32 protein-coding genes are annotated in these 25,844 nt (G+C 31.9%); 31 read left to right on the top strand and 1 reads right to left on the bottom strand.

Annotated features, from left to right (window positions below; genetic code table 11):
* The first annotated feature begins 50 nt into the window (after window positions 1-50).
* The 6 genes from groL (at window position 51) to GTR01_RS01280 (ending at window position 7,087) form a co-directional block, all read left to right on the top strand.
* Entirely contained in the window at window positions 51-1,676 is a 1,626-nt protein-coding gene (gene groL / locus GTR01_RS01305) for a chaperonin GroEL (RefSeq protein WP_160136074.1), read from the top strand.
* Window positions 1,677-1,815: 139 nt separating this feature from the next.
* Entirely contained in the window at window positions 1,816-2,307 is a 492-nt protein-coding gene (locus GTR01_RS01300) for an ecotin family protein (RefSeq protein ID WP_160136073.1), read from the top strand.
* Between the two features lie 362 nt (window positions 2,308-2,669).
* Complete coding sequence (locus tag GTR01_RS01295) at window positions 2,670-3,239, top strand: hypothetical protein (protein ID WP_160136072.1); 570 nt, start codon at window positions 2,670-2,672, stop codon at window positions 3,237-3,239.
* A gap of 310 nt (window positions 3,240-3,549) precedes the next feature.
* Entirely contained in the window at window positions 3,550-4,701 is a 1,152-nt protein-coding gene (locus tag GTR01_RS01290) for a PIN-like domain-containing protein (protein ID WP_160136071.1), read from the top strand.
* Between the two features lie 285 nt (window positions 4,702-4,986).
* The gene (locus GTR01_RS01285; RefSeq protein WP_160136070.1) at window positions 4,987-5,547 is read left to right on the top strand and encodes a hypothetical protein; all 561 of its coding nucleotides are present in this window, start codon (window positions 4,987-4,989) and stop codon (window positions 5,545-5,547) included.
* 445 nt (window positions 5,548-5,992) lie between these two features.
* Window positions 5,993-7,087, top strand: a complete 1,095-nt coding sequence (locus tag GTR01_RS01280; protein ID WP_160136069.1) for a hypothetical protein — start codon at window positions 5,993-5,995, stop codon at window positions 7,085-7,087.
* A 96-nt stretch (window positions 7,088-7,183) separates the two neighbouring features.
* Here GTR01_RS01280 and GTR01_RS01275 read toward each other — a convergent pair whose 3' ends face one another.
* Entirely contained in the window at window positions 7,184-7,471 is a 288-nt protein-coding gene (locus GTR01_RS01275) for a helix-turn-helix domain-containing protein (protein WP_160136068.1), read from the bottom strand.
* Between the two features lie 642 nt (window positions 7,472-8,113).
* Between GTR01_RS01275 and GTR01_RS01270 the strand changes: the two genes are divergently transcribed.
* The 25 genes from GTR01_RS01270 to GTR01_RS01150 all read left to right on the top strand — a co-directional run bounded on the left by GTR01_RS01270 (window position 8,114) and on the right by GTR01_RS01150 (window position 25,841).
* Complete coding sequence (locus GTR01_RS01270) at window positions 8,114-8,638, top strand: hypothetical protein (protein WP_160136067.1); 525 nt, start codon at window positions 8,114-8,116, stop codon at window positions 8,636-8,638.
* A gap of 121 nt (window positions 8,639-8,759) precedes the next feature.
* Window positions 8,760-9,401 (top strand): hypothetical protein, encoded by a 642-nt coding sequence (locus GTR01_RS01265; RefSeq protein ID WP_160136066.1) that lies wholly within the window; start codon window positions 8,760-8,762, stop codon window positions 9,399-9,401.
* A 510-nt stretch (window positions 9,402-9,911) separates the two neighbouring features.
* Window positions 9,912-10,511 (top strand): DKNYY domain-containing protein, encoded by a 600-nt coding sequence (locus GTR01_RS01260; protein WP_160136065.1) that lies wholly within the window; start codon window positions 9,912-9,914, stop codon window positions 10,509-10,511.
* Window positions 10,512-10,663: 152 nt separating this feature from the next.
* Window positions 10,664-11,569, top strand: coding sequence for a Kelch repeat-containing protein (locus GTR01_RS01255; RefSeq protein ID WP_160136064.1), 906 nt, complete (start codon window positions 10,664-10,666; stop codon window positions 11,567-11,569).
* Window positions 11,570-11,679: 110 nt separating this feature from the next.
* Window positions 11,680-12,183 (top strand): hypothetical protein, encoded by a 504-nt coding sequence (locus GTR01_RS01250; protein ID WP_160136063.1) that lies wholly within the window; start codon window positions 11,680-11,682, stop codon window positions 12,181-12,183.
* A gap of 101 nt (window positions 12,184-12,284) precedes the next feature.
* A complete protein-coding gene (locus tag GTR01_RS01245) occupies window positions 12,285-13,184 on the top strand; it encodes an alpha/beta hydrolase family protein (protein WP_160136062.1) in 900 nt (299 codons plus the stop codon).
* A gap of 76 nt (window positions 13,185-13,260) precedes the next feature.
* Entirely contained in the window at window positions 13,261-13,875 is a 615-nt protein-coding gene (locus GTR01_RS01240) for a hypothetical protein (protein WP_160136061.1), read from the top strand.
* Window positions 13,876-14,073: 198 nt separating this feature from the next.
* On the top strand, window positions 14,074-14,613 hold the full coding sequence (locus GTR01_RS01235) for a hypothetical protein (RefSeq protein ID WP_160136060.1): 540 nt from the start codon (window positions 14,074-14,076) through the stop codon (window positions 14,611-14,613).
* 8 nt (window positions 14,614-14,621) lie between these two features.
* Complete coding sequence (locus tag GTR01_RS01230; RefSeq protein WP_160136059.1) at window positions 14,622-15,290, top strand: DUF4919 domain-containing protein; 669 nt, start codon at window positions 14,622-14,624, stop codon at window positions 15,288-15,290.
* Window positions 15,291-15,407: 117 nt separating this feature from the next.
* On the top strand, window positions 15,408-16,067 hold the full coding sequence (locus tag GTR01_RS01225) for a DUF2461 domain-containing protein (protein WP_160136058.1): 660 nt from the start codon (window positions 15,408-15,410) through the stop codon (window positions 16,065-16,067).
* 42 nt (window positions 16,068-16,109) lie between these two features.
* Window positions 16,110-16,520, top strand: a complete 411-nt coding sequence (locus GTR01_RS01220; protein ID WP_160136057.1) for an SMI1/KNR4 family protein — start codon at window positions 16,110-16,112, stop codon at window positions 16,518-16,520.
* Window positions 16,521-16,612: 92 nt separating this feature from the next.
* The gene (locus tag GTR01_RS01215) at window positions 16,613-17,173 is read left to right on the top strand and encodes an SHOCT domain-containing protein (protein ID WP_160136056.1); all 561 of its coding nucleotides are present in this window, start codon (window positions 16,613-16,615) and stop codon (window positions 17,171-17,173) included.
* A 288-nt stretch (window positions 17,174-17,461) separates the two neighbouring features.
* Entirely contained in the window at window positions 17,462-17,917 is a 456-nt protein-coding gene (locus GTR01_RS01210) for a hypothetical protein (RefSeq protein ID WP_160136055.1), read from the top strand.
* A gap of 72 nt (window positions 17,918-17,989) precedes the next feature.
* On the top strand, window positions 17,990-18,382 hold the full coding sequence (locus GTR01_RS01205) for a hypothetical protein (RefSeq protein ID WP_160136054.1): 393 nt from the start codon (window positions 17,990-17,992) through the stop codon (window positions 18,380-18,382).
* A gap of 66 nt (window positions 18,383-18,448) precedes the next feature.
* Complete coding sequence (locus tag GTR01_RS01200) at window positions 18,449-19,066, top strand: hypothetical protein (RefSeq protein WP_160136053.1); 618 nt, start codon at window positions 18,449-18,451, stop codon at window positions 19,064-19,066.
* A 75-nt stretch (window positions 19,067-19,141) separates the two neighbouring features.
* Window positions 19,142-19,651 (top strand): hypothetical protein, encoded by a 510-nt coding sequence (locus tag GTR01_RS01195; RefSeq protein WP_160136052.1) that lies wholly within the window; start codon window positions 19,142-19,144, stop codon window positions 19,649-19,651.
* 3 nt (window positions 19,652-19,654) lie between these two features.
* Window positions 19,655-20,239 carry a hypothetical protein gene (locus GTR01_RS01190; RefSeq protein ID WP_160136051.1) on the top strand — a complete coding sequence of 195 codons (585 nt, stop codon included), beginning with the start codon at window positions 19,655-19,657 and terminating at the stop codon, window positions 20,237-20,239.
* Window positions 20,240-20,288: 49 nt separating this feature from the next.
* Window positions 20,289-21,311, top strand: coding sequence for a serine hydrolase domain-containing protein (locus tag GTR01_RS01185; RefSeq protein ID WP_160136050.1), 1,023 nt, complete (start codon window positions 20,289-20,291; stop codon window positions 21,309-21,311).
* A 9-nt stretch (window positions 21,312-21,320) separates the two neighbouring features.
* Entirely contained in the window at window positions 21,321-21,944 is a 624-nt protein-coding gene (locus GTR01_RS01180; RefSeq protein WP_160136049.1) for a hypothetical protein, read from the top strand.
* Window positions 21,945-22,080: 136 nt separating this feature from the next.
* Window positions 22,081-22,485, top strand: a complete 405-nt coding sequence (locus tag GTR01_RS01175) for an NUDIX hydrolase (protein ID WP_160136048.1) — start codon at window positions 22,081-22,083, stop codon at window positions 22,483-22,485.
* A 50-nt stretch (window positions 22,486-22,535) separates the two neighbouring features.
* A complete protein-coding gene (locus tag GTR01_RS01170; protein WP_160136047.1) occupies window positions 22,536-22,961 on the top strand; it encodes a DUF1801 domain-containing protein in 426 nt (141 codons plus the stop codon).
* Between the two features lie 29 nt (window positions 22,962-22,990).
* On the top strand, window positions 22,991-23,287 hold the full coding sequence (locus GTR01_RS01165; protein ID WP_160136046.1) for a hypothetical protein: 297 nt from the start codon (window positions 22,991-22,993) through the stop codon (window positions 23,285-23,287).
* Window positions 23,288-23,399: 112 nt separating this feature from the next.
* Window positions 23,400-24,152, top strand: coding sequence for a hypothetical protein (locus GTR01_RS01160; RefSeq protein WP_160136045.1), 753 nt, complete (start codon window positions 23,400-23,402; stop codon window positions 24,150-24,152).
* A gap of 8 nt (window positions 24,153-24,160) precedes the next feature.
* Window positions 24,161-25,168, top strand: a complete 1,008-nt coding sequence (locus GTR01_RS01155; RefSeq protein ID WP_160136044.1) for a metallophosphoesterase — start codon at window positions 24,161-24,163, stop codon at window positions 25,166-25,168.
* Between the two features lie 16 nt (window positions 25,169-25,184).
* Window positions 25,185-25,841 (top strand): hypothetical protein, encoded by a 657-nt coding sequence (locus GTR01_RS01150; protein WP_160136043.1) that lies wholly within the window; start codon window positions 25,185-25,187, stop codon window positions 25,839-25,841.
* The last annotated feature ends 3 nt before the right edge of the window (window positions 25,842-25,844 follow it).

The following is a 25,844-nucleotide window of genomic DNA, read 5'->3' as shown; positions in this document are numbered from 1 at the left end:
GAATTGCAAAAGCTAAAGGCAAAAAGCAAATCGCCAAAAGCTAAACAAACATGGCAAAAGAAATAAAATTCGATATTGAATCAAGAGACGCTCTAAAGAGAGGAGTTGATGCATTGGCTAATGCAGTGAAAGTAACTTTAGGTCCTAAAGGGAGAAATGTAGTTATCGAAAAATCTTTCGGTGCTCCACACGTAACTAAGGATGGTGTGTCTGTTGCAAAAGAAATCGAACTTGAAGACAGAGTAGAAAATATGGGAGCGCAAATGGTAAAAGAAGTTGCTTCCAAAACTAATGATATCGCAGGAGATGGTACTACTACCGCTACTGTTTTAGCACAAGCTATCGTAAGAGAAGGTCTTAAGAACGTAGCTGCTGGTGCTAACCCAATGGATCTTAAAAGAGGTATTGACAAAGCGGTAACTGCTGTTGTTGAAAACCTTAAAACTCAGTCTCAGGCTGTTGGAGATTCTACAGATAAAGTAAAGCAAGTTGCTTCTGTATCTGCTAACAATGACGAAACGATCGGTGCTTTGATCGCTGAAGCTTTCGGAAAAGTTGGAAAAGAAGGTGTAATCACTGTAGAAGAAGCTAAAGGTATCGATACAACAGTAGATGTTGTAGAAGGTATGCAGTTCGACAGAGGGTACCAGTCACCTTACTTCGTGACTAACCCTGAGAAAATGTTAGCTGAACTAGAAAACCCATATATCCTTTTAGTAGAGAAGAAAATTTCTTCAATGAAAGAATTACTTCCAGTTCTTGAGCCAATTGCACAAGGTGGTAAGTCTCTATTAATTATCTCTGAAGAAGTTGAAGGTGAAGCTTTAGCTACTTTAGTTGTAAACAAATTAAGAGGTTCTCTTAAAATTGCTGCTGTAAAAGCTCCAGGATTCGGAGACAGAAGAAAAGCAATGTTAGAAGATATCGCTATCCTTACAGGTGGACAAGTGATCTCTGAAGAGCAAGGTTTCACTATGGAAAACATCTCTTTAGATATGCTTGGAACTGCTGAGAAAGTAACAATCGACAAAGACAACACAACTGTTGTAAACGGTGGTGGTGACGAAGCGAAAATCAAAGGAAGAGTAGCTCAGATCAAAGCTCAGATGGAAACGACAACTTCTGACTACGACAGAGAGAAACTTCAGGAAAGATTAGCTAAGTTAGCTGGTGGTGTTGCTGTACTGTACGTAGGTGCTGCTTCTGAAGTAGAAATGAAAGAGAAAAAAGACAGAGTTGATGATGCACTTCACGCTACAAGAGCAGCTGTTGAAGAAGGTATTGTTGCAGGTGGTGGTGTTGCTTTAGTAAGAGCAATCTCTTCATTAAACGAACTTTCTGGTGCTAACGCTGACGAAAACACAGGGATCAAAATCGTTAAGAGAGCTATCGAGGAGCCATTAAGACAAATCGTTGCTAACGCAGGTGGTGAAGGTTCTGTAATCGTTGCTAAAGTAGCAGAAGGAACAGGAGACTTCGGATACAATGCTAAAACTGACGAGTATGTTCAAATGCTTGAAGCAGGAATCATTGACCCAACTAAAGTAACAAGAGTTGCCCTTGAAAACGCTGCTTCTGTATCTGGAATGCTTCTTACAACTGAATGTGTTATCACTGAAGTAAAGAGCGCTGAACCAGCTATGCCAATGGGTGGTGGAATGCCAGGAATGATGTAGTAGCAAGTCGCTAAGACAAATTTAATATATAAACCGTTCTGCTTTGTAGGACGGTTTTTTTGTTTTTAGATTTATAATGAATGTTTTGTATATTTGGGTGTTATCAGAAACTATTAATAATAGACGCAAAAATCTAACCATGAAAAAAATACTACCCTATCTAATATTTTTCTTAGTCTTGAATTTTTCATTCTTATCGGGTCAAAATAACCCCAATTATCCAGAGCCTGACAAAGGAATGAAAAGAGTTGACCTTAAACTTCCTAAAATTGAGAATGACAAAGACTATAAAGTGGAAATAAAATTTGCCATGGAAATGGAAGTTTCTGAGTGCTCAGAAATTAATGATTTTAGTTTTAATATTAAAAACTTAGAAGAGAAATATGCAATTGCTCCTTATAGATTCCCTTATTATGTTTTACCCAAAGAAATCCCGGTAGATATAATTTCTCTTAATAAACAATCTGATTGTGATAAAAGCAAAAAGGTAAAAAAGAAAGTTTTAAGTTCCCAGAACATTTTTAAAGAATACAATGGACATTTTGCAATTCCCTTCTATATTCCTGAAAAGTGGACTGTAGAATATAGACTGTGGAAAGTAACTTCAGAATTTAAAAATGCTGTGCTTTAAAAAACTAGAAAATGAGAGTTTTTATTCACTTTTCTATTGTCCATAATTTCAAATTGTAAGGCAAAAGATTCATTTGGTTAAACTAAATGAATAAAAGTCAGCGCGAATATTTCTTATAACAGAATATGTTATCACTGAAGTAAAGAGCGCTGAACCAGCTATGCCAATGTATGGTGAAATGCCAGGAATGATGTAGTAGCAAGTCGCTAAGACAAATTTAATATATAAACCGTTCTGCTTTTGTGGAACGGTTTTTTTATTTTTAAATTTATATCAAGTTGTTTTGTATATTGGGTTATCATAAGTAACTTTAATTATAGGTGCAAAAAACTATATATAAAATCAAAACAACATAGGCAATAATGAAAAACACAATTCTCTTTGTCCTTATTATACTAATATCTTATAGCTGTTCATTTGGTAGATTCAATAACGTTCCAGTTCAAAATGAAATTGATCTTTCCTTTAAAAGCTTCAGTGAAATTAAAAAAAAAGAAATTGATAAAAAATCAAAAGATATCACCCTTGGGTATTTTTGGGGAATTGGAGAAGATATCTATCCAGCTTTTGAAAAATATAAGTTTGAAATTCCCAGATCATTTCAAAGAAACGAAAATAACTTCATTCTTAAAGTAGATTATTTTTTCACAAAAGATGAGCAAGTCAAATTCAAGTTTTATGAATGGAATGAAAATGAAAAAATTGAAACTTCTCATGAAATGTTTAACGAAAAGTTCCACGAAATAAAAAAATATTTAACTGAAAACCTTGGGCAACCATACCTGGAAGGATATGAAGATTTAGAAAAATCTAAAGAAGAAACAGTAAGAGACGATATAAAATGGAAGAGTCAAAAATTGAATGCCTATCTATTTCGTTTTAAGGGAAAAGGTGGGTTCGATCAAATAATATTAGCAATTTATAAAGATTAAAGTAACAAGAGTTACCCTTGAAAACGCAGCTTCTATATCTGGAATGCTTTTAACAACTGAATGTGTTATCACTGAGGTAAAGAGCGCTGAACCAGCTATGCCAATGGGTAGTGGAATGCAAGGAATGATGTAGTAGCAAGTCGCTAAGACAAATTTAATATATAAACCGTTCTGCTTTTGTGGAGCGGTTTTTTATTTGAGTTATGGTTTTCCGTAAAGAAATACAAAAGAATATCTTAATTTAGCAAGGAAATTTTATATATTTTGATAATAACAAATTTCTTGTTAAATTAAAATCTACCAATAACCAATGAAAGTCCTTAAAGAAACCATTAATGTAGATAAATATTATCATGAATTAGCTGAAATAATAATTCATCCGGATCAAAATAGCCTTGTATTTATTGATACAAATATTCTAATTTGGCTTTATCGTTTAAATAATGAATCTTTTAATGAATTCTCAAAATTCCTTAATGAACTATCTTCACAAGAATCATTAATAATTCCAACATGGGTAGTTCATGAATATAATAATTTATTGATTACCAATTCAGAAATAGTATTCTTCCCTTTCAAAAAGCGTTTAAAGACTTTAGATTCGGATATAAATAATTTAACTGAAATAGCAAGGTTATTAGCGGACAATGAGTTTTCCAAAAAGCACGGTTTCCCTAATAAGCGAGAATTCATTAAAGAGATTCAATCAGAAACAGAGTCATTGAAAAAGAAGATTCGAATTTTAAATGACAAAAATAATTTCAAAAATGAAAAACGACGAGAATACATAGAAGAACTTATAACAAAAAATTGTAGTAATACAAAAATAAAAGACCTTTTAAATAAAACTAAAAATTTTGATTTTAGATTCTCTCACCAAATACCACCTGGATTTGAAGACAACACAAAAATAAGCAATAAATATGGTGATTTATTAATCTGGAAAGATATAATTCTAAATTGTAAGAAAAAAAAATCCGAAAAAAATCTATTCATATCTCTTGACCTTAAAAGAGATTGGGTTTACCACCCACAAAAGATAATAAAAAATGGAAATCTTATAAACAATAATATAGAACCAAAATTCCATTATATAGCCCCTTGGTTAGAACAAGAGTTTTTTGATGAGACTAATGAAAATATTATTTTCTCTGATGTTAAATTATTAGTAGATGTTCTTTATTCACCAGATTATAATATGATGGATTTTGAATATTTTAAAAATTTAGCAAAAACTGCGGATATTGAATTAAATAATAATGAAACAAATCAGGTAATTGAATGGCTAATTGTAAATAATGAAAAACTACAATATTTAAGAAATACAATTTGCAATTGGCAGGTAAGCCCGGGAGAAGTTGAAATTGAAGAGTTAAAAAAATGGGCAGTTTCAAATATAAACTTGAATATAAATTTTCAAAAAGCTGATTGGAATAATATTTTTGTACAGCTTTTTATTTAAAATAACCCGCTGGTGTAAGCCCCCGCTACCGCACGATTGTATAGTATGGCTTCCGATTTTACATTATATCATTAGAATGTTTGATTTATAATATTATAACCACACGAAAGGATTCGTGCGGTAACAGGTTTTTTTGTTTGGATTATGGTTTCCCATAAGGAAATAGTATATTTATATTTTAATTTTAATGATTGACAATAGATCGCTAAAATCAAAATAGCATTGGCGCAACATCTATTGTCATTATTGACGCAATACGCAAATTAGAAAGCTAATAGCCATTTAATGATAACAATACTGCAAATAAATATTGACGAAGGAACTGCAACTTTAGCTGCTGCAATAATCGCTGCTATATTTTCCTTACTGACATTACTATCAACAAGACCAACAGAAATAAGAGCAGCAAATAGGAAAACACTTGAAGCTTATATTCCTGACTTATCAGACACTATTCACCAATTGATTGCAATTAGTAATATACTACTCAAAAACAAAACAGAAGAAAGCCGAGGAAACTGGAGGCAAAAGGCGGAAGATGCAAAGGATAAATTGAAAGATATTAGACCTAAAATAAGATATCCTCTTTGGGGACTTGAAGACAATATTCTTTACTTAACACGACTTCCAGACTTTACTCTTTACACATTGGAGGATATTGAAGTTGCAAAGAAAGTTGTTAAGAGAGGGACTAGATTGGGAGACAGTTTAGATAATTGTATTCGTAAGTGTTATTTAAGTGGTAGAACACCAAGATTTTATGAACTCTGGACACTTAAGTTTTATAGATGGCATTTTTCAAAAACTAGAAATGATTACAAAGCAAAAAGAAAAACAGGCAGATAACACGAACTTTGCGTCAGAAGGGCTGACATACAAACTTGGAGCATTGTGCTTCTAATGAATATAATAAGTTGAAACTTTATGCTCCGAAACCCGCTCGAATGCAAAGCTCGAAAACATTATATATAATTATAAAACCAATACCAATGATAATAGATCACGTAAGCGAATTTACTGATGCTTTAACACTATATATATCTAAAAGCAAATATTTTTTTTCAGAGATCATTCAGATGTTGAAAATTTTAAACTAAAACCAACTCTATATAGAAAAGAAAATTTATTTGAAAATGAACATCATTTATATAGAGAAGCAATTTTAAATTGTCCACAAGATTTTTCAAAATGTAAAAATACATTGGAGCAACTAGTTAATAACACTGTATTCGCAAAATGTGAGGGTAAACACAAAATTCAACATTTGTAAAAACTATAAAACAATAACAAAATGAAAGCAGGAAATATAAAAGGGGCATTACTTGAATATATTGTTCGACAATTATTGAAAAATTGCGGATTTACAAATGTCAGAGCTGATAATCTATTTTCATTTGAAAGAGGTGGACTTTTCTTCATAAATGGAAAAGGTGCAGCTCATGATGCAGACATAATAATGAACCCTCCTATTCAAATGCCATTTGCTTATCCAACCCAACTACTATTTGAATGTAAAGCTTATGGGTCAATTGCAAATCTGCCATTTGTAAGGAATGCAATTGGCTTAAGAAATGATTTGAATGATTTTGAAATTGTAACTAGAGACAGTATTCTTAAAAGGCAAAATAATAGACGAGCAGCCTATGCGATTGATACAAGAACGAGATTTTTATATCAAGTAGGCGTTGCTTCTGTAAATGACTTTAGTAAACCAGCTGTAGAGTTCGCATCTAACAACAAAATTCCATTGCTTTCACTTAGTTGGTTTTTAAGTGCAAATACAATTCGGGACTTTAATAGAATTGACCAACCATTAATTGATAGTTTTCAGACTGAAGAGATTCAAAATCTATATGATTTTTTAAAGGATAGAGAAGGTGACTTACACGCTGAAAAGTACAACAGAGCTTATAACTTGTTGGTAGATGACAACATTATTGGTGATATTGTAACATTTTCAAATACAGTTTTAAGATATTCTTATGTTGGATTGTTGGAAACTGGCGATATGATTTTTTTATTTTCAAGAACAAGGACAGAAGAAAACATTCTAAACAGCCAAAATAATTACGGAACATTTTCTACGTTAAAAGCAGAAATTCATTGGAATGGAGACAGTGCGAATGTTTGGAGACTTACTGTTTACAATCCACGAGATAGGAGGCAATCAACAGACTTCGACTTCTATATTCCTAAAAGAATATTTAGTCATTGGAAGTCATTCAACTTAGACAAATCAGTTGCTCTTGATATAAAGCAGGAGTTCTTCTCTAAGATTTTTGTTTTTAACCAAAGAAATAATCCAGAAGCTCCTTTTACAATAATTAATATTGACAGAGAATGGTTAGAAGAAGCTAGACAAAGATTAGCTGAAGATAATGAATAAATCCAACTAGTAACATTATATTGACAAATGCTCATCAGCTCCAATATGTAATCTGTTATTTTATAATAGAATAATAAAGACAAATCCTAGCTATCGCTAGGATCTTTTCTTTATTTCTATTTCTCTTACAAATTCGTATTTCTCTTCCAAAACTGGCTGTTCTGGCCAGAAGTCTTTTGGAGAACATCCCAAAGCTTTTGATATTAAGTTGAGGCTTTTAATATTATATTTTGCTGTTTTGGAATGTGCTTCAATATCTGAAATATAACTTGTACTCTTACCAATAGCTAACGAAAGTGAAGTTTGACTAATACCTCTCTGTTCTCTTATTTCTTTCACTTTTGAAATTATATATCGCTCTATTTCGTCTAAAGAATCATGCATAATGACAAAGTGAGCTAAAAACAAAATAAAAAACTAAGGACTATAGTCCTGTATATTGAAAATATTATTATATTTGGAAAAGATTACTCATTAGAGTAATTTTGCGATACTTCAAAGAAATATAGAAGCTATTGCTTAGAATCTTGTACTAGAAAACTGGTAATTTTAAAGCAACAAGATGATAAGTATGAAGCTCACGACCTAGGCGTGGGCTCTCTTATCTGTTGCACGGTATACCAGTACCTCTAGTACAGATATTGTAGAGTCTCATGCCGTTTTTATTTTCATGCTGTTCTGCTTTTCTACAATCATCTTTTTCTAAGCCTGCTTTACCACATAAAGTATCATGATACGGTACAATGGGGTGTACAATCCATTGCGGCTTTAGGGCTTTTAGAAAACACAAATTCTATCATATTCATTCGGCTTGTTAAGGACTTTTTCATTTATGGCCGGTAAAATCGTACAATAAAACAAAAAAATAAAACCATTAAGAAAAATGAAGAGAATAAGATAAGTTAAGATCCATCAAAGATGGATGAAGCAGCCTGATAAATACATAGCTTCAGCTATGATCTTAACTATTCTTAATGACTTAAAAAGCTCTTAATGGTTTAAAAAAATTATTAAAAATACACACTCATGAAAAAAATCAGAACAGACATTCAACCCCGGCTTGGGAAAGGCCGGAAAAAGCATTACGGCTTACAACGGATGGAAACATTTTTTCAGCTAAATAATCTTACAGCATCCAAAGAACTTTTAAACAACGTTATGAGCTATGCTCTTAAGAGAAATAGCTGGATAAAAGAAGATCCGTCTGTTATTTATCATTTTCATCAGGAGATGCGTTCATTTGTTCGTGCAGGCTACTTCATTATGCTGAAGGAAAAGAAATTGGTGGTTAATACTCAGTGGGAAGAGGTTTCTCCGTTGGCTCTTGGCTTGCTTTCGGAGAAAGAATACCAAAATCCTCTGCTGGTCTTTAAAAAAGCATTCAAAGAATACAGCATCAAAGAATTTGATTATTTTATTTCCGGAATGGTTTATTTCTCGATGGGAATCTATGACAAGCTACCAGAAAGAAATATGATAAATCCATATATTCATCTGCTTAAAATGCTGGATGCGGCGTATCTTATTATTGAAAGGAAAGGGAAAATATAAAAGCTATTCTAAAAAGAACAACTTTTTTCAAATGCTCTCTATTTAAAATTGCACATATAGATACTCTATAATCTTAATTTAATATCTAAATTTAGATGCTATAACAAAAAACAAATTAAGAATGAAAACTAATTGCAACAAATGTAAAAATGAAGTTATTACTATAAACTTTTCTGAAGAACAAAAGCTTGATCTTTATATTTTGATGCAAAACGATTTAAAAGTATTGGCTGAAAAAAAATTAATTGACGAATTCAATTTAGACAAAAATGAAGCAAAAATTATTATTCAACATTTAAACAATAGAAATGGCAGATGTGCAGAATGTGAGTTTGAAAAATTGAATGGAGAATATATTGAATGTCCAGAGTGTGGTGCTTTTAATTATAATCTTAATGAACCCATGTTTAATTCAGAATTTTGCAGTCATTTAGAATGGTCTTTAGATTTTCAAAACATTGAAAATGAAAATATAAAATATTATACGAAGACTTTTTGGTGTGATGGTATAAAACATTTACCAGAAGACACAAAATCTCTGCTTTATAATAATATTGAAAAAAACAGGCAAATAATAACAAAAGCTTGGATTGGATATGGTGGCAATGAAATTTATGAAATGAAAATCAAGTTCGGGAAAAAAGCTATAGAAAATTATAAAAAGAATAAAAGCTTAATTGAATGCATTCCAAGAAATAATGAGGATCCGAATTGGATAAAGTTATTTATGGAAGATAAAAAGATTGAAATTCAATTAAAATAATACCTGTTACAAACATGAGTTTGCACTATTGTAGAAGACAGTAACCTGCTCCGCAAAGTCTCCCGACTTTGCGGAAATACAATAAATCATCTAAAATCTCATATTTTGGGTAATAAAGTACCTCTACCCTCTTTCATACCCCTCTGCTACAACTTCACCAAGGGGTTCCAGCCCCTTCCTAACTCCCTATAGCTACTTTATAAAGTCACTTTAGACCCTTATATAAGTAGCTTTAACCACTTACATAAGTGGTTTTATGGCCTTCAGTATAGCCTGCAGGCTGTTAGATAATTGCCTATAGCCCCTTATGCAACCCCTTCTACCCCCTTAGGTAAGGGGGTAACTGTATCTGATGATTAAATGCAGAATATGAGTAGGAACCGTCCTGTTTATAACAAAAGTAACTTTGTATTTCATTGCTACCATACAATAAAATCGTTCAATAGCAGGTATACAGAGGTTATGGTGAAACCAAATATAAATTATATCTTTTACCTCAAAACACATTCTATGCATTTCAGAGGTATTTTAAAATTGTATTTATTATTTTTCTTCGTGGCCTGTTTTGAGAATAAATCTAAAGTTGAATATTCAAAACCCGTTACAGAAACCATTTCGCAGCAAGATCATAGAAAATCTGAAAAATATCCCGCACAATATGAATTACCAGACAGCATACACCTCACTCCTATTAAAAATGAGTTCTACCGAAACCAATTTGGGTTTCTATACGAAAAAACTACCGCCCAAAGAGAATTTAACGGAGAATTAAAAGATGTTGAATATTTTAATGGGATTATTTCACAGGAAATTGATCCGAATTCATTTCAACAGATAGGAAACTCCTGGTTTGCAAAAGACCATAAAAATATATATTATTCCAGACCTACAAGCGGAGGATGGCAAATTACAAAAGTAGAGCACGCGGATGTCAATACCTTTAAAATTATTGATGGAAACTATAAATATGCTGTTGATAAAAATAATTTCTTTAATGCCACTGAAAAGATTGAAGGATTCATTCCTTTAAAAACTGAACAGATAAAAGACAAAGAAGGGAAAGTGATTAAGTTAAAAATGAAAAATAAAAAGCTCGATCTTGAACCTTAAAAAAGTTTACACAACGTGAGAATTAAAATACAGAGTAAAACTTAAATAGAGCTTAATCTAGTTAAAAATAAACCCCAAAAAAACTCTACAACTTTTTCCTATCTTTAAACCACGCTATTCAATACTTAAATAAATATTAAGCATTAACACCATTGAAAACAAAATTATTATTCCTTTCACTCTTGGGTTCATTCTTAGCCCACGCACAAACACTTTATTTTAAAAGTCTCGCCAATATGTCTGCGGGCAGAGGTGGCATAAGCAGTGTAATCGTGAATGATAATATCTATGTGAGCAATGGATATCAGGAAAAAGGAGGTGACGCAAAGTATATTGAAAAATATAATATTACTGGTAACAGCTGGAGTATTCTCAATTCTACCCTACTTACTAAAAAATTTGCTAATTCGGAGACTTACGATAATAAAATCTATATTTTTAACGGTTGGGGAAACAGCCATCTTGAAATTGTAGACCTTGCCACCAATACCGTAACGAAGGGAGCTGTTAATCGTTTCTATACAGGAAATGCAGGTTCCGCCCTCTATAATGGTAAAATATATGTGTTTGGGGGCAGCGGATTAAGCGGAGCCAAAACCACTGTATTCTCTGATAAATTCCAGTATTATGATATTGCTTCCAATACATGGAATTCCTTACCCAATATGCCCACAGCCAGAGAAACAAAGGGCAAAATTGTGAATGATAAACTGTATGTCATTGGTGGTTTTAACGGTACTCCATCTCGCCTGATCAATGTTTACGATCTCAAAACTAATCTTTGGGTCAGTCAATATACAATGCCTGCTGGTATATACGGACACTCATTAGCCGTATCCGGTAATAAGATTTTTATTGCAGGTGGGGTGAATAATCAAAGTTTTCTGGCCTATTTTGATACTACAACCAATACATTGCATCAGTTATCATCCAATATGATTCCCAGAAGACATGCTACTGCGGAAGTCTATAACAATAAACTCTACATCATCGGCGGAAGTGCAACGTCTCTCACCAGCTCGGCCATTAAAAACATACAAGTGGCTGATATTAACTAAAATGTACTCTCTGCAAAAACCTCGCTACCGCACCGATTTACCTTTCATTATAATCTAACCTTTTTACTTTTTTTAATAACTTACTTTCACATTTTCCCTAAATTATACCCATGAAAAAATTATTAAATAAGCTTATTATCATTGAATTTGAAGATAAAGAATCTGAAAAAGGAATTTTAATTAATTATAGTAAAGATTGGATCTTGCTAAAATCTAATCCTGTTGATTTTATTCTGGATGGATATTGTGCGGTAAAGAATCATAACATCAAGAATATTTCGACCAATGATGAAACTGAATTTATAGAAAAAGCAATGAAATTAAAAGGGGTTTCAGTGGATAAAAAAATACAGAAACTACCACTCCAAAGTTTTGATTCAATAATTGACAACGTCAACAAAAACTTCGGTATTTTTAGTTTGTTTAAGAAAAAAGATAACGTCATGTATCCTGGAAAATTAAAAAAACTTACTGAAAAGAAAATTGTCCTAACCTGGATTGATCTGAATGCAAATTGGACAGGAAACAGAGAATTTATGAAGGATAAAGTAAGAAAAATTGATTTTGATACAGATTATTTAATTTCCCTAAAATTATTGGCAGAAAACAAATAAGTGGGGGAAAATTTTAAGTAAAATATCTATTTTCCATATATCATCATCTACTCCGCTGCTCAAAGTCTCCCGACTTTTAGCAAACAAAATAAAAATCCAAAATGAAAATCAATTTCTTTTCTAACCTATTTATTTGGTTATTATTAATAGCTTTTCCCCAAATGGTATTTTCACAAGTTGCCGATTTTACCATTCAGGATATAAAATTTGAAAGTCAGGGTATCACTCTTGCAGGCTCAATTTTAGAACCTAAAAAACCCGTTGCTGCTGTTGTAATTGTTCACGGGTCTGATCCTGTAAAAAGAGAAATGGAGTTTGCAAAACGTCTTGCTAAAGAAGGAATTTCCGTATTAACATACGACAAACGTGGCGTTGGAGAATCTGGAGGAGTGTATGTAGGGCCGTCTGTTGGCACCAATAATATTGACCCGACAAATCTTGATTTATTGGCTCAGGATGCCAATGCAGCCGTAAAAACATTTCAGACCTATTTGAAAGATAAAAAAACACCCATTGGGTTAGTAGGATTCAGTCAGGCAGGATGGATAATCCCCATTGCGGCAAGTAAAAATCCACAAATTGAATTTATGGTTTTATTCAGCTGCCCTACCATTACAACTCTGGAGCAGCTTCGATTTCAGTTTTATACTAATGGAAACAGTAGTTTTTGGGAAAATCATACAGAAGCAGATGCCATTGAACACACCAAAAACGATCCGGACAAGTACCAATTTACGGCAACTGATCCCAAGACTTATTTAAATACCCTTTCCAGTCCCGGGCTTTGGCTTTTTGGTGAAAAAGATATACAGATTCCGGTAAAATTATGTATAGAGCAATTAAATACACTTAAAGCTCAAGGCAAACCTTTTGAATATACCTTTTTTTCCAACCTGGGTCACAATACTTCTTCCAGCAATGATACAGCTCCTGTTGATATTGCTGTACAATGGATAAAGCAGAAAGCCTTGAATATTAAAAAGTCTAAATTTCCAAAGTAAAATCAATGATGCCGAGAATGGAAGTTATTGGTAATCCAATGAGTCAACGTTGTAGACAAAACCTAATAAAAATTGAATGACAAAAAAAATAGCAATTTTGGTAATCATCTGGCTAATTTTCGCTTTTGCTGACTACTTTTATCTCCCCTATTTTGTTCAACCATTTTCTTGGCTTTTAGTCTGTATAATCTTGCTAATTTTAGCAGTAAGACAAATAATAAAATTATTTAAAGAAAGGAAGAACATACAAACAAACAGAATAGTAAACCTTTTAATAACATTGGTTTTATTATTTCTAACATTTTACAATTTCAACAAAATTCCCAGCTCAATTATTGAAAAAATAGACTGGAATATTTCTTACCATAAACGTAATCAAATAGTAAAAGAAGTTTTGACCGAAAAATTGAAACCAAATACAAAAATGAATAATGGTATTTGTAAACTTTCATTTGACTTCCCTATTGTTTCAAATGGCGGAAATGATATTTGGATCTATCAAAATAAAACAAAAGGTACAAAAACAATCAAATTTTGGATTTCTCGTGGCTTTTTCGATGCCCCACAAACTTATTTTATATTTACAAATAATAACGAGACAAAAAAGCAATACGAAGAACAAATAAAAGTAAAACCTGAACATAATTGGAAGTTAGAAAAAAATTGGTACCGGATAATGGAACGTGATTAAAATCTTTTTAATCAAAATTCTCTACTACACAAAGTCTCCCGACTTTGGATTATTTATACTCCACTTCCTATCCCCAACTTTTACCTATATTTGTTTCTAGAGCATACACAAATATGCAAAACAAAAAAATAAAATAATAACCAGACTGGAGCGATTGATTCAAAAACTAATAATCTATCAAGAAACTTACACTTAAAAATGAAATTAAACATTAAACTTTTTTCGATTTTAATCCTTTTCCTAATCTCTTTTTCTACTTTTGCACAAAAGAAAACTCCTTTTCAAATCAATGGAGAATTATTTGAGGTTCCTGGAAAATGGGAATATAAAAATCAGTTGAAAAATTCGGGACAGTTTCACCTCACCAATAAAAACGAAAAAATAAACTTATTAATTTCAGTAAGAAAACCTGAAAAATTTGAGTTTTATAAAGAAGGTTTATCTGAAGAAGAATTGCTGGAAAAATTTTATAAGTGGGAATATGATTATTGGGCAACTTCCAATGGAATAAAAGCTGAAGTTGCTGAAATAAAACGGGACAAAGAAAAAAATTATATCGTTTGGAAAATCATCCTGAAAAATAGTCAGGATTCTAATAAAGACAAAACATCATATTTACTTTATGCCGTAAGAAATAATAACCTTATTTCTTTAAACCTAACAAATAATACTGATAAAACACCACCATTAACAGAAACGGAAGCGATTGCACTTCTTGAACAAACTTTTGTGAAATAAACAACTCTATGAAAAAAATCTTTCTTTCTACTATACCATCTAAAATATACTTAACAACAATTTTCTCTCTTTTTTCATTTTGTATTTTCGGACAAAATATAAATCTGGACTCCATCAAGGTCAATGTTCAGAATGAAAATTCGGATTTCTATTATGAAAAGCTGATCTATAAATTTAAATTTGACCCCACAACCTTATCAGATGAAGAAGTAAAAAATTTATATTATGGAAAAAAATTCTCAAAATATAAACCTTCCTTTTTTGATACAGATTATTTAGATTTCACTAAAAGTCTCTCACAGGGAAATTTAAAAAAAGCCATCATTTCCGGAGAAAAATATTTGGAAAAAGATCCAACCAATCCGGAGGTTCTTGCCTATATGGAAATGGCATACAAAAAGAAGGATAAAGAATCCAAAAATATCTTATTATATTCTTTACAAGCAAAAACAATTGTAGATTGTATTTTAAAAAATGGTGATGGAAAAACAGAAGCCACCGCCTTTAAAGTAAATTCGATAGGTGAAGAATATTTCATTGCAAGTATTCTTGGTAAAAATATCAGAACATTCAAAAGAAGCACAATGCTACAAAAAACCGGAACAATTGATGTCTTTTCAAAAGGAAAGGAAACAATATATTTTATGGTATATGAAGATCTAGATTCATTTAAATAAAATCTTCTGCAATAAAAGTCTCCCAACAGTATTTTAATGTGCTGCTTATTACTCAAAACCGGGATACTTTATGTAAATTGAGTAAAGATTTATAACATCAAATACTTGTAAACCTATATGCAAAAAGCATTTGAATACCTCAAGCAATTAAAAGAAAACAACAATCGGGACTGGTTTGCCCAACACAAATCTGAATATGATTTGATCGTAAAAGAAAACAAAGCTTTTTTTAATACTATTTATTCTGAACTTCAGGAATACGATAAACTAAAAGGGATCCATATTTTCAGAATTTACAGAGATGTTCGTTTTTCTAAGGATCAGACTCCATACAAAACCAATTTCGGAGTTGGATATTCCCGTTCAAAGCCTATGCTGAGAGGTGGATATTATATTCAACTGGAGCCTGGAAACAGTTTTGTTGGGGGTGGATTTTGGGGACCTGAAGCCAAAGATTTACTTCGCATCCGCCAAGAATTTGAACTCGGCACCAAAGAAATCAACAAAATTACTTCTGATGAAACCTTTATAAAGTATTTCGGAGAGCTCAAAGGAGATTCTGTAAAAACAGCTCCGCGAGGTTTTGATAAAAATCATCCGGCTATAGAGCTTATCAGGAAAAAACAATTCATCATCATGCGACAGTTTACCGATCAAGAAGTTTTCTCAGAAAATTTTCAAAAGGAAGTGGTACAAACCTTACTAGCTATGCGACCTTTCTTTGATTATATGAGTGAAGTTCTTACTACGGATCTCAATGGCGAACCTTTAATTTAAACAAAGAATAATTGATTATCAATTCTAGACGATATCATTAGAATGATCATTATTAAGATTGAAAAGCTTAAAGAAACATGGGCAAGTGAAAATATAAAACTTAGCCCGCCTGCAACAGAAGAATCTATTAAAGTAACAGAAGAAATAATCCAATTTCAATTCCCTGATGACTTTAAAGAATTTTACTTACAAATGGACGGTTTTATGGACTGGGACTGGACAAAAAATATGTTTTCGATCTGGCCTTTAGCAAGAATTCAGGAAGAATATCATAACGAAACTGATAAGAGCTTCATCATATTTGCAGACTATTTAATCAATTCTCATCATATCGGATTTCTGAAAGGAGAAAAAGGAATCTTTAAGAATTGTGGTGAAACGCCAGAGTTGATTGCAGATACTTTTTCTGAAGCTTTGTTTCTTATAGATTCGGATGCAGACATTTTGTATTGAAACAAATTATATACAGATAAGGATTCCCGTAAGGTAGCTCCTACAGCTTGTTTTACTTTTGACGATCAATTTGATTATTAAAAAATAAAACAATGAACAGACTAGTATTTCTATTGACCCTTTTAGTTTTCGGGGTTTCTTTTGCTCAAAATCCACCAAAATTTGAGAACGATACCTTAACCACTACCACAGGGTTTAAAGTATATGAAGGGTTAGACTTAAAAATCGGGACAGGTTCCATGAATGATGGTGATTTTAAATTTATCAGAACCAACGCATCCTCGATGTTCAATTACACTTCTACAACAGGTTATCAGGGATTGGCCAATCAGGCAAATTCTTTTAAAAGAAGTAATTCAGGATTGACTTTCAAGGTTAAAAAAATCATGCCCAGAGGAAACAAACGAAATGGTTTTGTGTACTATGCTAAGATAGGAAGTGGGCTTATGAATTATGAAATTGATATTGAGAATGCCATTAAATCCGGCGAGCTGATCATTCCTGAAGAGTTTTTACCTAAAGAAAAATCTCAAAATCAAAATTCAGAAACCAAATATGATAAGCTGAAAAAGATTAAAGAATTAAAAGATTCCGGTGTTTTATCTGAAGAAGAATTTCAGAAGGAGAAAGATAAGATAATGGGCGAAAAATAAATTTTGAATGTACCGTTCTGTTTTACAGAGCGGTATTTTTTTGCTTCAAAATTATAATGCTCATTTCATTTTCGGGAAAAGATGAGCTATTTTAATTAAATTTACAAAGACAAAACTAATAGGCTCAATCCGAGTATCATAAACTATAAGAAGCTATAGATCATGAAAATTAAAATGACTATTCTATTCATTTTCCTTATAACCACTTTTTACAAGGCACAAAAATCTAACACGTACAAAGTTGAGCAACTAGGCTGGACTATTGATATGCCCAACAATTTCACCAATATGAACCTGATCAAGCAACCAGTTCAAGTAGTAGACGCAAAAAATAACAAGGAAGTAAACAACGCTTCAAAAACTAGAGAAAAATCCGAAGAAGTTCGATTTCAAGGAAAAAATTACACCTACTTTTTAGTCCATTACAAAAAAACATTATCTGGAAATAAAGCTCTCACAGAGTCTACCGTAAAAGAACAAAATGATGAGCTTATAGAGTCGTTTAAAAAAGGTCAGCCTGAAGCTCAATTTGAGAGCAAAACTATACAAGAAAAAGTGGATGATATCAACTTTTATAAAACAGATTTGAAAATGAACTTGGAAAATAACATCTCGCAAAACTTTATCATATACCGCACCATATTAAATGGATACGAAGCGGGTTTTACCATTTTCTACGTTTATCCTACTTCAGAATCAGATAAACTTATAAAAGCATTTAAAAATTCAAAGTTTAAGAAATAAGAGAATGTTATATTTTAGAAACCTTTCATTTTTTTAACTCATCCTATTAAAAAAAAACGAATACAAAATTAGATGAAACAAATAGAAAAAATACTGGGAAGTTATTTCCTGATTGGGCTTCTCAATGTTTTAATTTTTATCGGCTATATGGACATTGCCCGTCTGCCGGGGGGAGAATTTGGAATGATGCCATTCGGTCTTATGATGGCAGCTGGAATTTCTTTAGTGGCAGCCCTCCTAGTTATACTCATTATTAAAATTAAAAAATCCGTTACTTTCACTACTTCTGTCCTAATTTATAATATCATTTATTTGGGTATCCTTATTTTTAGTGGACTTGGGCGACCAACAGCTTTTAATTTTTCGTCCTCAAATGCTTATCTATTCAGTATTTTAATAGGATTTTTGGTCTGGGGAATTGCTCTTGTTGTTTCTCGATTAAAAAAAACGGAAACTAAAAAGTGACCTTTTAGAAGGAATAAAAATAGTATTGGCTAAAATCTAAAATGCAAAAAAATATAATCGCGTAGAATGGATAACGAGAAAATAAAATTACTTCGAAATAAAATTACAATTCCATTAAGTGTTGCCATACAACTACTGAAGAAAAACAATGGTAATATCAACGCCAGTGAACAGGAATTTCACAATAACAACATAAGAGAGATCAGTATTTCGACAGAATGCGATCCTGACACAGCAAGAGAAAATTATGAAATCTGTCTGTTTGATATCACAAAAGCGATTGAAAGAATCAATTCAAGACCCATAATCATCACTACAAGGGATAGTCTTTCTCCAAGAAATGAAATTGGATTTATTCTATGGCCAGAAAATAAAGAGGGAGAATATTACAAAACAGTAAAACGAAACGATGCCTTCATTCCAACCGCCGATTTTGATTATGTTATCAACGAATTTAAGTCTGTTTTCCCTTTGACAAACCCTTGGAACGGGTATATTGAGAATGCTTTTGATGCTTGTGGACATAATTTTTTTGACAGAAATACCTGTAGAATAATCATCAATAGAATAAACCAAGTGAGAACAGATGAATTGAAAGTTGCACAATTTAAAAATGAACTGATTGAATGGCTCAATGATAAATTGGTATATGCGGAGTATATTGTAGTATATGGAAATCTTTAAAAAAATACTGTTTCTTGTATAGTCTTACCATTTTAAAAGCCCTGAGAAACCTAATAATAGTCAATAATTAAGGATATGACTTTGACCAAAAAATTAATTCTAATAAATACTGTTTTACTCGTTATTTTTACAATCCTCATCTTTAAGGTTGAGAAAAATATACTTATATGGTTGTGCTTCTACTTTTTGGGATGTTCTTTGTTTGCGTTGATCGCGAAAAATGCTGATAAAAATCCGGATAAAAACAAACGTCAGCATAAAGTTTTCCTCAAGACATCAGAAGATGATGGAATCTTCGAGTATACTGATACCGGTTTCTATATTTGGAGCAACGATTTCATAACCATGATTGAATGGTATGAAATCCTTAGAATAACCGTTCAGAAAACTTCTGTTTTGGAAAATATTCACACAGAATTATTGGTTGAAACCCTATTTGGAAAAATAATCCTCAATGACTCCATGCATGGCTGGGAAAAATTCATTTCTAAAATTGATGAAAGATTACTTTTTAATAAAGAAAACAACCCAGCAAACACATGGGGATTAAAAACCAATATACCCATCATCATTTATCAGAAGTAAAAAATGAAAAAAATATTATTTATTATACTTATCGGCTTTTGTTTCATTGGATATGCACAGATTCCAAATCTTAATCTCAAAAATAAAATTAAAGGAACTGTCGTAGATCTTCCTCAAAGTTTAAATCAGAATGAAATTTGTCTGATCTATGAAATTAACGGAGGCTGGTCTGCTTATGACTTTATTTACTATTATTTTATAAAGAAAAATGGAGAGCTGAATGCTTACAAGGAAGAGCGGCCACAGGCTTATGTAAAGAACAACCAATTAAAAAGAACCATAAAAACAATTGAACCAACTCCAGCCTTAAAAGACAAAATACTTACCCTTATCAATTCTGGACAATTAACTGAACTTTTAAAATACAAACAGGAAGATTTCAAGACTGAAATTCCTGAATTAAAGGATTTTCCTCCCATGTGTATGATCTCAGATCAAAATGGAGCTAAACTTATGTTGGTTCAGAATAATAAATACAGTTCATATCATTACTATGCCCCCCAATATTATTATGAAAATTGCCCGGACAAAAGAATAAATAAATCTGTTCTAAAAAAATTTATTGATGTTCTTGATGTATTGAGATAAAACATCTGCTTTTACAAGACAAAACTAATAACTCAACAAAAAACCCAATATGCTCTATCACAAACAGATCTCCTTATTATTTACCATTTTTTTGTTTCTCTTCAATTCTGTATCTGCCCAGAAAAAGCAGATCGCACAAATAGACTCTTTAATGAGATCCGCAAACCAATCCGGAGTTTTTAATGGAAATATTTTAGTTTCAAAAAATAATAAAATCATTTACAACGCTCCTTTTGGGTTTACCGATGCTACAAAAACAAAAAAACTTACACCCGATTACAAATTCAATATTGGTTCTATTACCAAAGAATTAAGCGGCGTAGCCTTATTACAATTACAAGAGCAGGGAAAATTGAAAATAGAAGATCCTATTTCTCAATATTTTCCTGAGTTACCACAATGGGCCAATGAAGTTTCTATAAAAGATATATTGCAATACACAAGCGGACTTCCCAATGTAAACTGGAAAAAAATTAAAAGTAATCAGGATGTTTTTGATGATTTAAAATTAATTGACAAGCTTGATTTTCTTCCGGGAACTCAATACGATTACAACATGAACAATGTTTTTCTAAGGCAGTTTATTGTTGAAAAAATTACAGGAGTGGCTTACAAAGATTATGTCAGCCAACATATTTTCAAGCCATGTAAAATGAATTCGTCTGAGATCACACCTATTGTTGATGAAAAATTGATTGCAAAAGGATTTAATAACAAATTAATAGAAGATAAACCTGATTTTTTGGTTGGCGGAACTTTCTTAACGACAACAGATTTACTAAAATTCATAAACTGTCTTCATTCAAAAAAACTAATCAATGAAAACTCATTGTTTACATTGGGACAGCACTTTGACTTACCGGATACTCAATCTTCCATGGGAGAAGCAATATTTAAAAATAAAAAATTAGTAGAGCATTCTCATGATGGAAGAGCCGGAAATTATGAAGCTCTTTTAGTTTCTGACCTGAATGAAAAATCAACCATTATTTTATTGGGGAATAATTATAACGGAAAGTTATTTGACATTTCTGATGCGATTACAGCTATTTTGAAAAAGGGAAACAAATAATCAATACAGATGTTTAAAATTAAAGACAAGTTATTTGACATACAATACGCTTATTTGGACGCTTTTGTCAATACAGATCATCAATTGGTTTTCGGGCTGCAGATTAAAGCTACAGGAACAGATTCAAGTCCTGATGATGACAATGATGCTGACGGTTTATTTTTTCCGGAGGATGAGTTATTTTTTAATTCTGAAATCTTATTAAAAATCAATCCGGGCGAAATCAAAGAATGGCAGGATATTGCAGGAAAAAAAATTGAATGGAAAGAATATCCTGAAGATGAGCAAGAGCCCCACGCACTGTTCTATGTTTATGAACATAATGAGGTGGAAAATGCAGAAATTGAATTTAAAAAGCAAGGGAATAAGATCATTGTAAAGATGAAAGCTACCTGCCATATTTATGCAGATGAAATATTTTCCGACAATTTACCTCTAGAAGTTGAAACTGAAGTTGACTTTTATGGAATTCCCTGTGGTAAAGGTACCACTGAAGAACAATGCGGAAAAAAAATTGAACCTTTCTTAAACAGAGACCATTTAAAATTTGTTCAGAATAAATATGGTGTGTCTATTATGGTTCCAAACAATACAGATATAGAAACCAATATCCTTATATCGGGAGACTATTAAATGAATACAAAAATTGCAACAAATATAGAAACCGATCATCGGAATATTGCACAGACAGGATATTTTCAAGAAATAAAAAATACCTTTACATTTATAAAATAATTCTGTAGATAATAAAAAAACATATTAAACTATAATGACCAACAAAATCATTGACAAGCTTGCCTGGATAGAATTAAAAAACAAATCCATTCTTTCAACAAAAAGTTATGGAAAAGATAAATATTATATCCCCGGAGGAAAGAGAGAAGATGGAGAAACTGATGAACAGGCTCTGATTCGCGAAATAAGTGAAGAATTAAGTGTTACTATTGACCCTAAAACACTTAATTATGTTGGAACCTTTGAAGCACAAGCCCATAGTCATGCAGAAGGTATCCTTGTAAAAATGACCTGTTACTCAGGAGAATATTCAGGAGAATTACAGGCAAATTCTGAAATTGAAGAAGTAAAATGGCTTCGTTATTCGGATAAAGATAAAATCTCGGAAGTTGATAAAATAATTTTTGATTATTTACACAATAACAACTTATTAGATTAATATTTCTTTTATTATATTACTTTCAAATTCACTTCATTATCCAAATTGATATGACCACTCAGGAACAAATATCAGAATATATCAATAGCCAGCCTGAAACTAAGCGTAGAGATCTGCAAGAACTTCACGGGCTCATTCAGAAGCTTATGCCAGATGCTAAATTGTGGTTTTTGGATGGTAAAAACAGTGAAGGAAAGACAGTTTCCAACCCTAATATTGGATATGGATTATCCACTATTCGATATGCTGATGGAAAAACAAAAGATTTTTATCAAATAGGTTTGAGTGCCAATACTACGGGAATTTCTGTTTATATTTTAGGGATTGAAGATAAAACTTACTTAGCTAAAACCTTTGGCGACAAAATAGGAAAAGCAAACATAACAGGATATTGTATAAAATTTAAAAATCTCAAAGAAATCAACATCGAAACCCTTGAAGCAGCTATACAATATGGTTATGAACAAAAGTTATAATTTGAGGATGAATTTCATTAATACCAGCCATGCAGCCATCATATAAAACTACCCGTAAAATTACTCTATTCCTTATTTTAGGAATAGTATCCCTTATTATCGGATTATTTTTTTCCTACACTGCCCTTACCAGTGTTTCTGCAGCAGATGGACTTACAGGAATGTACCTATTATTGGGATTAATTCCAGTAGTTCTCATTCTCATTATAGACAGAATTTGTGTCTGGAAATTTGGCACCAAAAAAGTCAATAAAGTACAGTTTTATATCACAGGAACATTCGTTTTGCTTTTTATACTGAACTGGATAAGACTGCAAGCTCAATAAATACCCAAGAAGAACTAAAAAAATATATTTCCTTAAACCGTTCAGAACGATTGAACGGTTTTTGTTTTATTCAATAACAGAAATAATTGTACATTGAAAAAAATAATATCCCGTGAAAACCAGTATGCTTGTCCTTTGCATTTCCCTATTTCAGATTTCCTGCCTCCAAAAAAATTCTGATTTATCTTTTCTGAATGGAGAATGGATATCTGATTCCTTACAAGTAAAAAATGACGATCATTGGCGTGAGTTTTTATATTTTAAAAATGGAAAATTACTTGCTCAAACTACATGGTGGGGACAAAATTATGTCCTTAATAAAAACCTGAATATTCAGAAAAACCAGTTTACAGATGCTAAAGGAAAAATCTATTCCATCAACCTTATCGACAGCCTCACTATTGAAGTAAAAGGAAATGAATATTATGGAAGGTTTATCAAAGAAAAGTTTCAGCCGGAGAATATTGATTCTACCATCAACGAATTCGAAGAGGCTCAGAAAAACAGGAAACAACTTATTGGAACCTGGAAAATAATAAAACTGGAAAAAAGACTTCGCAGTGATGCTGATCAAAAAGATCCTATTAATCAGGAATTTCTAAAGAGTACGGAATTTAACAAGTTGCTATATATTCCCATCAGTTCGATCAATCACATTGATCTGGATCAGGAAAACTTTACCATACATTTAAAAAATGGAAAAAATCATCAATATCCTTATATTTTAGATACCAATTCTATTGATGTATACTCAGGTGATGTAATTTATCCCTTAAAATATAAAATAGAATCACCCCAACAGTTCAAAATTGAAACCTATAATACCATCGGAATATATATTGATATTATATTTGCAAAACAATAAACTAACCCATGAGAACCTTTGTAATTGGAGACATTCACGGTTGTTATGATGAACTCATAACCCTGACAAAAAAAATTAATTTAAAAGATGAAGACCTGCTGATTTCCCTTGGAGATCTCGTTGACAGAGGCAATAAATCTAAAGAAGTTTACGAATATTTCAAAAACCGTCCAAACTCAGTAGTTCTGATGGGTAACCATGAAAGAAAACATCTGAACGGAACTTTAAGCTACGCTCAGGAAATTGTAAAAATACAGTTTGAAGAGGAATATTCTGAATTTATTGACTGGGTAAAAAACCTGAAATATTATTACGAAACAGAAGATGCCATCATCGTTCATGCTTTTTTTGAACATGATAAGAAACTGCAAGAACAAAAAGACGAAGTTTTATCCGGCACCACTTCCGGAGATCGGTATCTGGAGAAAAAATATCCCGAAAATACTTATTGGAACGAGTTTTATAAAGGTGAAAAACCTGTTATCTACGGTCATCATGTAGTAGGAGACCATCCCAAAATTCTGAATAATACTTACGGAATAGACACAGGAAGCTGCCATGGAAATTATTTAACAGCAATTGAACTTCCCTCATTTCAGGTTCATCAGGTAAAAGCCCAAAAAGATTATTGGATTGAAGAGCAGAAAAAATGGCAAATTCCGGTGTTAAAAAATAAAAACTGGAACGAAATGACCTTCACGGAAATTGATAAGCAACTCGCAAAACTTTCCTATATTAAAGAAGAGGAAATCGTTGGTTTTCTGAGTGATTTAAAGGAATGGAAAGATCAACTACAAAACTCGTTGAAGGAAATAAAAACAATAATTGATGATCTTACCCGCTCTATTATTGAAAAAAATCCGGATACATTCCCTCTTGAAGTTGAAAAATATTTTTTCAAAGGGTTTATGTATAAAAGCAGAACCAACCGGTTAGAAGTAAAAGATCTGGAAAAACATATAGATACTCCACAAAAAGTTTTAGTTCTACAAAAAGAAATTAAAAACATTTTATAGACAGGCAATAAACCCAATGAAATACAAGCTTTTTTTACTATCCATTCTACTTCCGTTACATATATTTGCCTGTAAGTGTGCTTATACTCCAGCCATAAAAAATTCTTTTGATGAAGCTTCATTTGTTTTTATCGGTGAGATTTATGATGTTGTTGAAGTTCCCAATGGCTACAAAACAGCCCAAGATATCCTGAGTAAAGTTAAAATTACTACAATATACAAGTCTAATAATTATAATGACTTTTACAATGAGAATGCTACCCTTTTTCATTCTCCCAACAACTCATGTGATGTCGCATTTTCGGAGAAGGGAAAATATTTGATATTCGCTTATATTGATGAAAACAACGGGCTCCTTTATTCGTCTCATTGCTTCGTACAAAAAAGATGGGATCAGGTTACTTCTGAAGAATTAAAAGAACTACAAAAGCTTAGTACCGATTATCAAAGAGCATTAACAAAACCGAATACTTCCACTGAAATAGTTGAAATAATTGATACAAGTTTCGAAGTAACAAATCCTGTTATAAAGAAGCTTAAAAAAGAACTTTCTGATCTTACTATTGAAAATGAAAGATTAAAAATGATAGTATATTCTTTAGGAGCTACTCTTCTTCTTTTAATAATCATTTTGTTTCTACGCAGGAAAGTAAACCTATTAAAAAATAAGTAGATT

The sequence above is a fragment of the Chryseobacterium sp. c4a genome (assembly GCF_009900745.1).
Taxonomy (GTDB): Bacteria; Bacteroidota; Bacteroidia; order Flavobacteriales; family Weeksellaceae; genus Chryseobacterium.
Note: the sequence above shows the minus strand (reverse complement) of the source record. Positions and strands in the feature narration are given on the sequence as shown.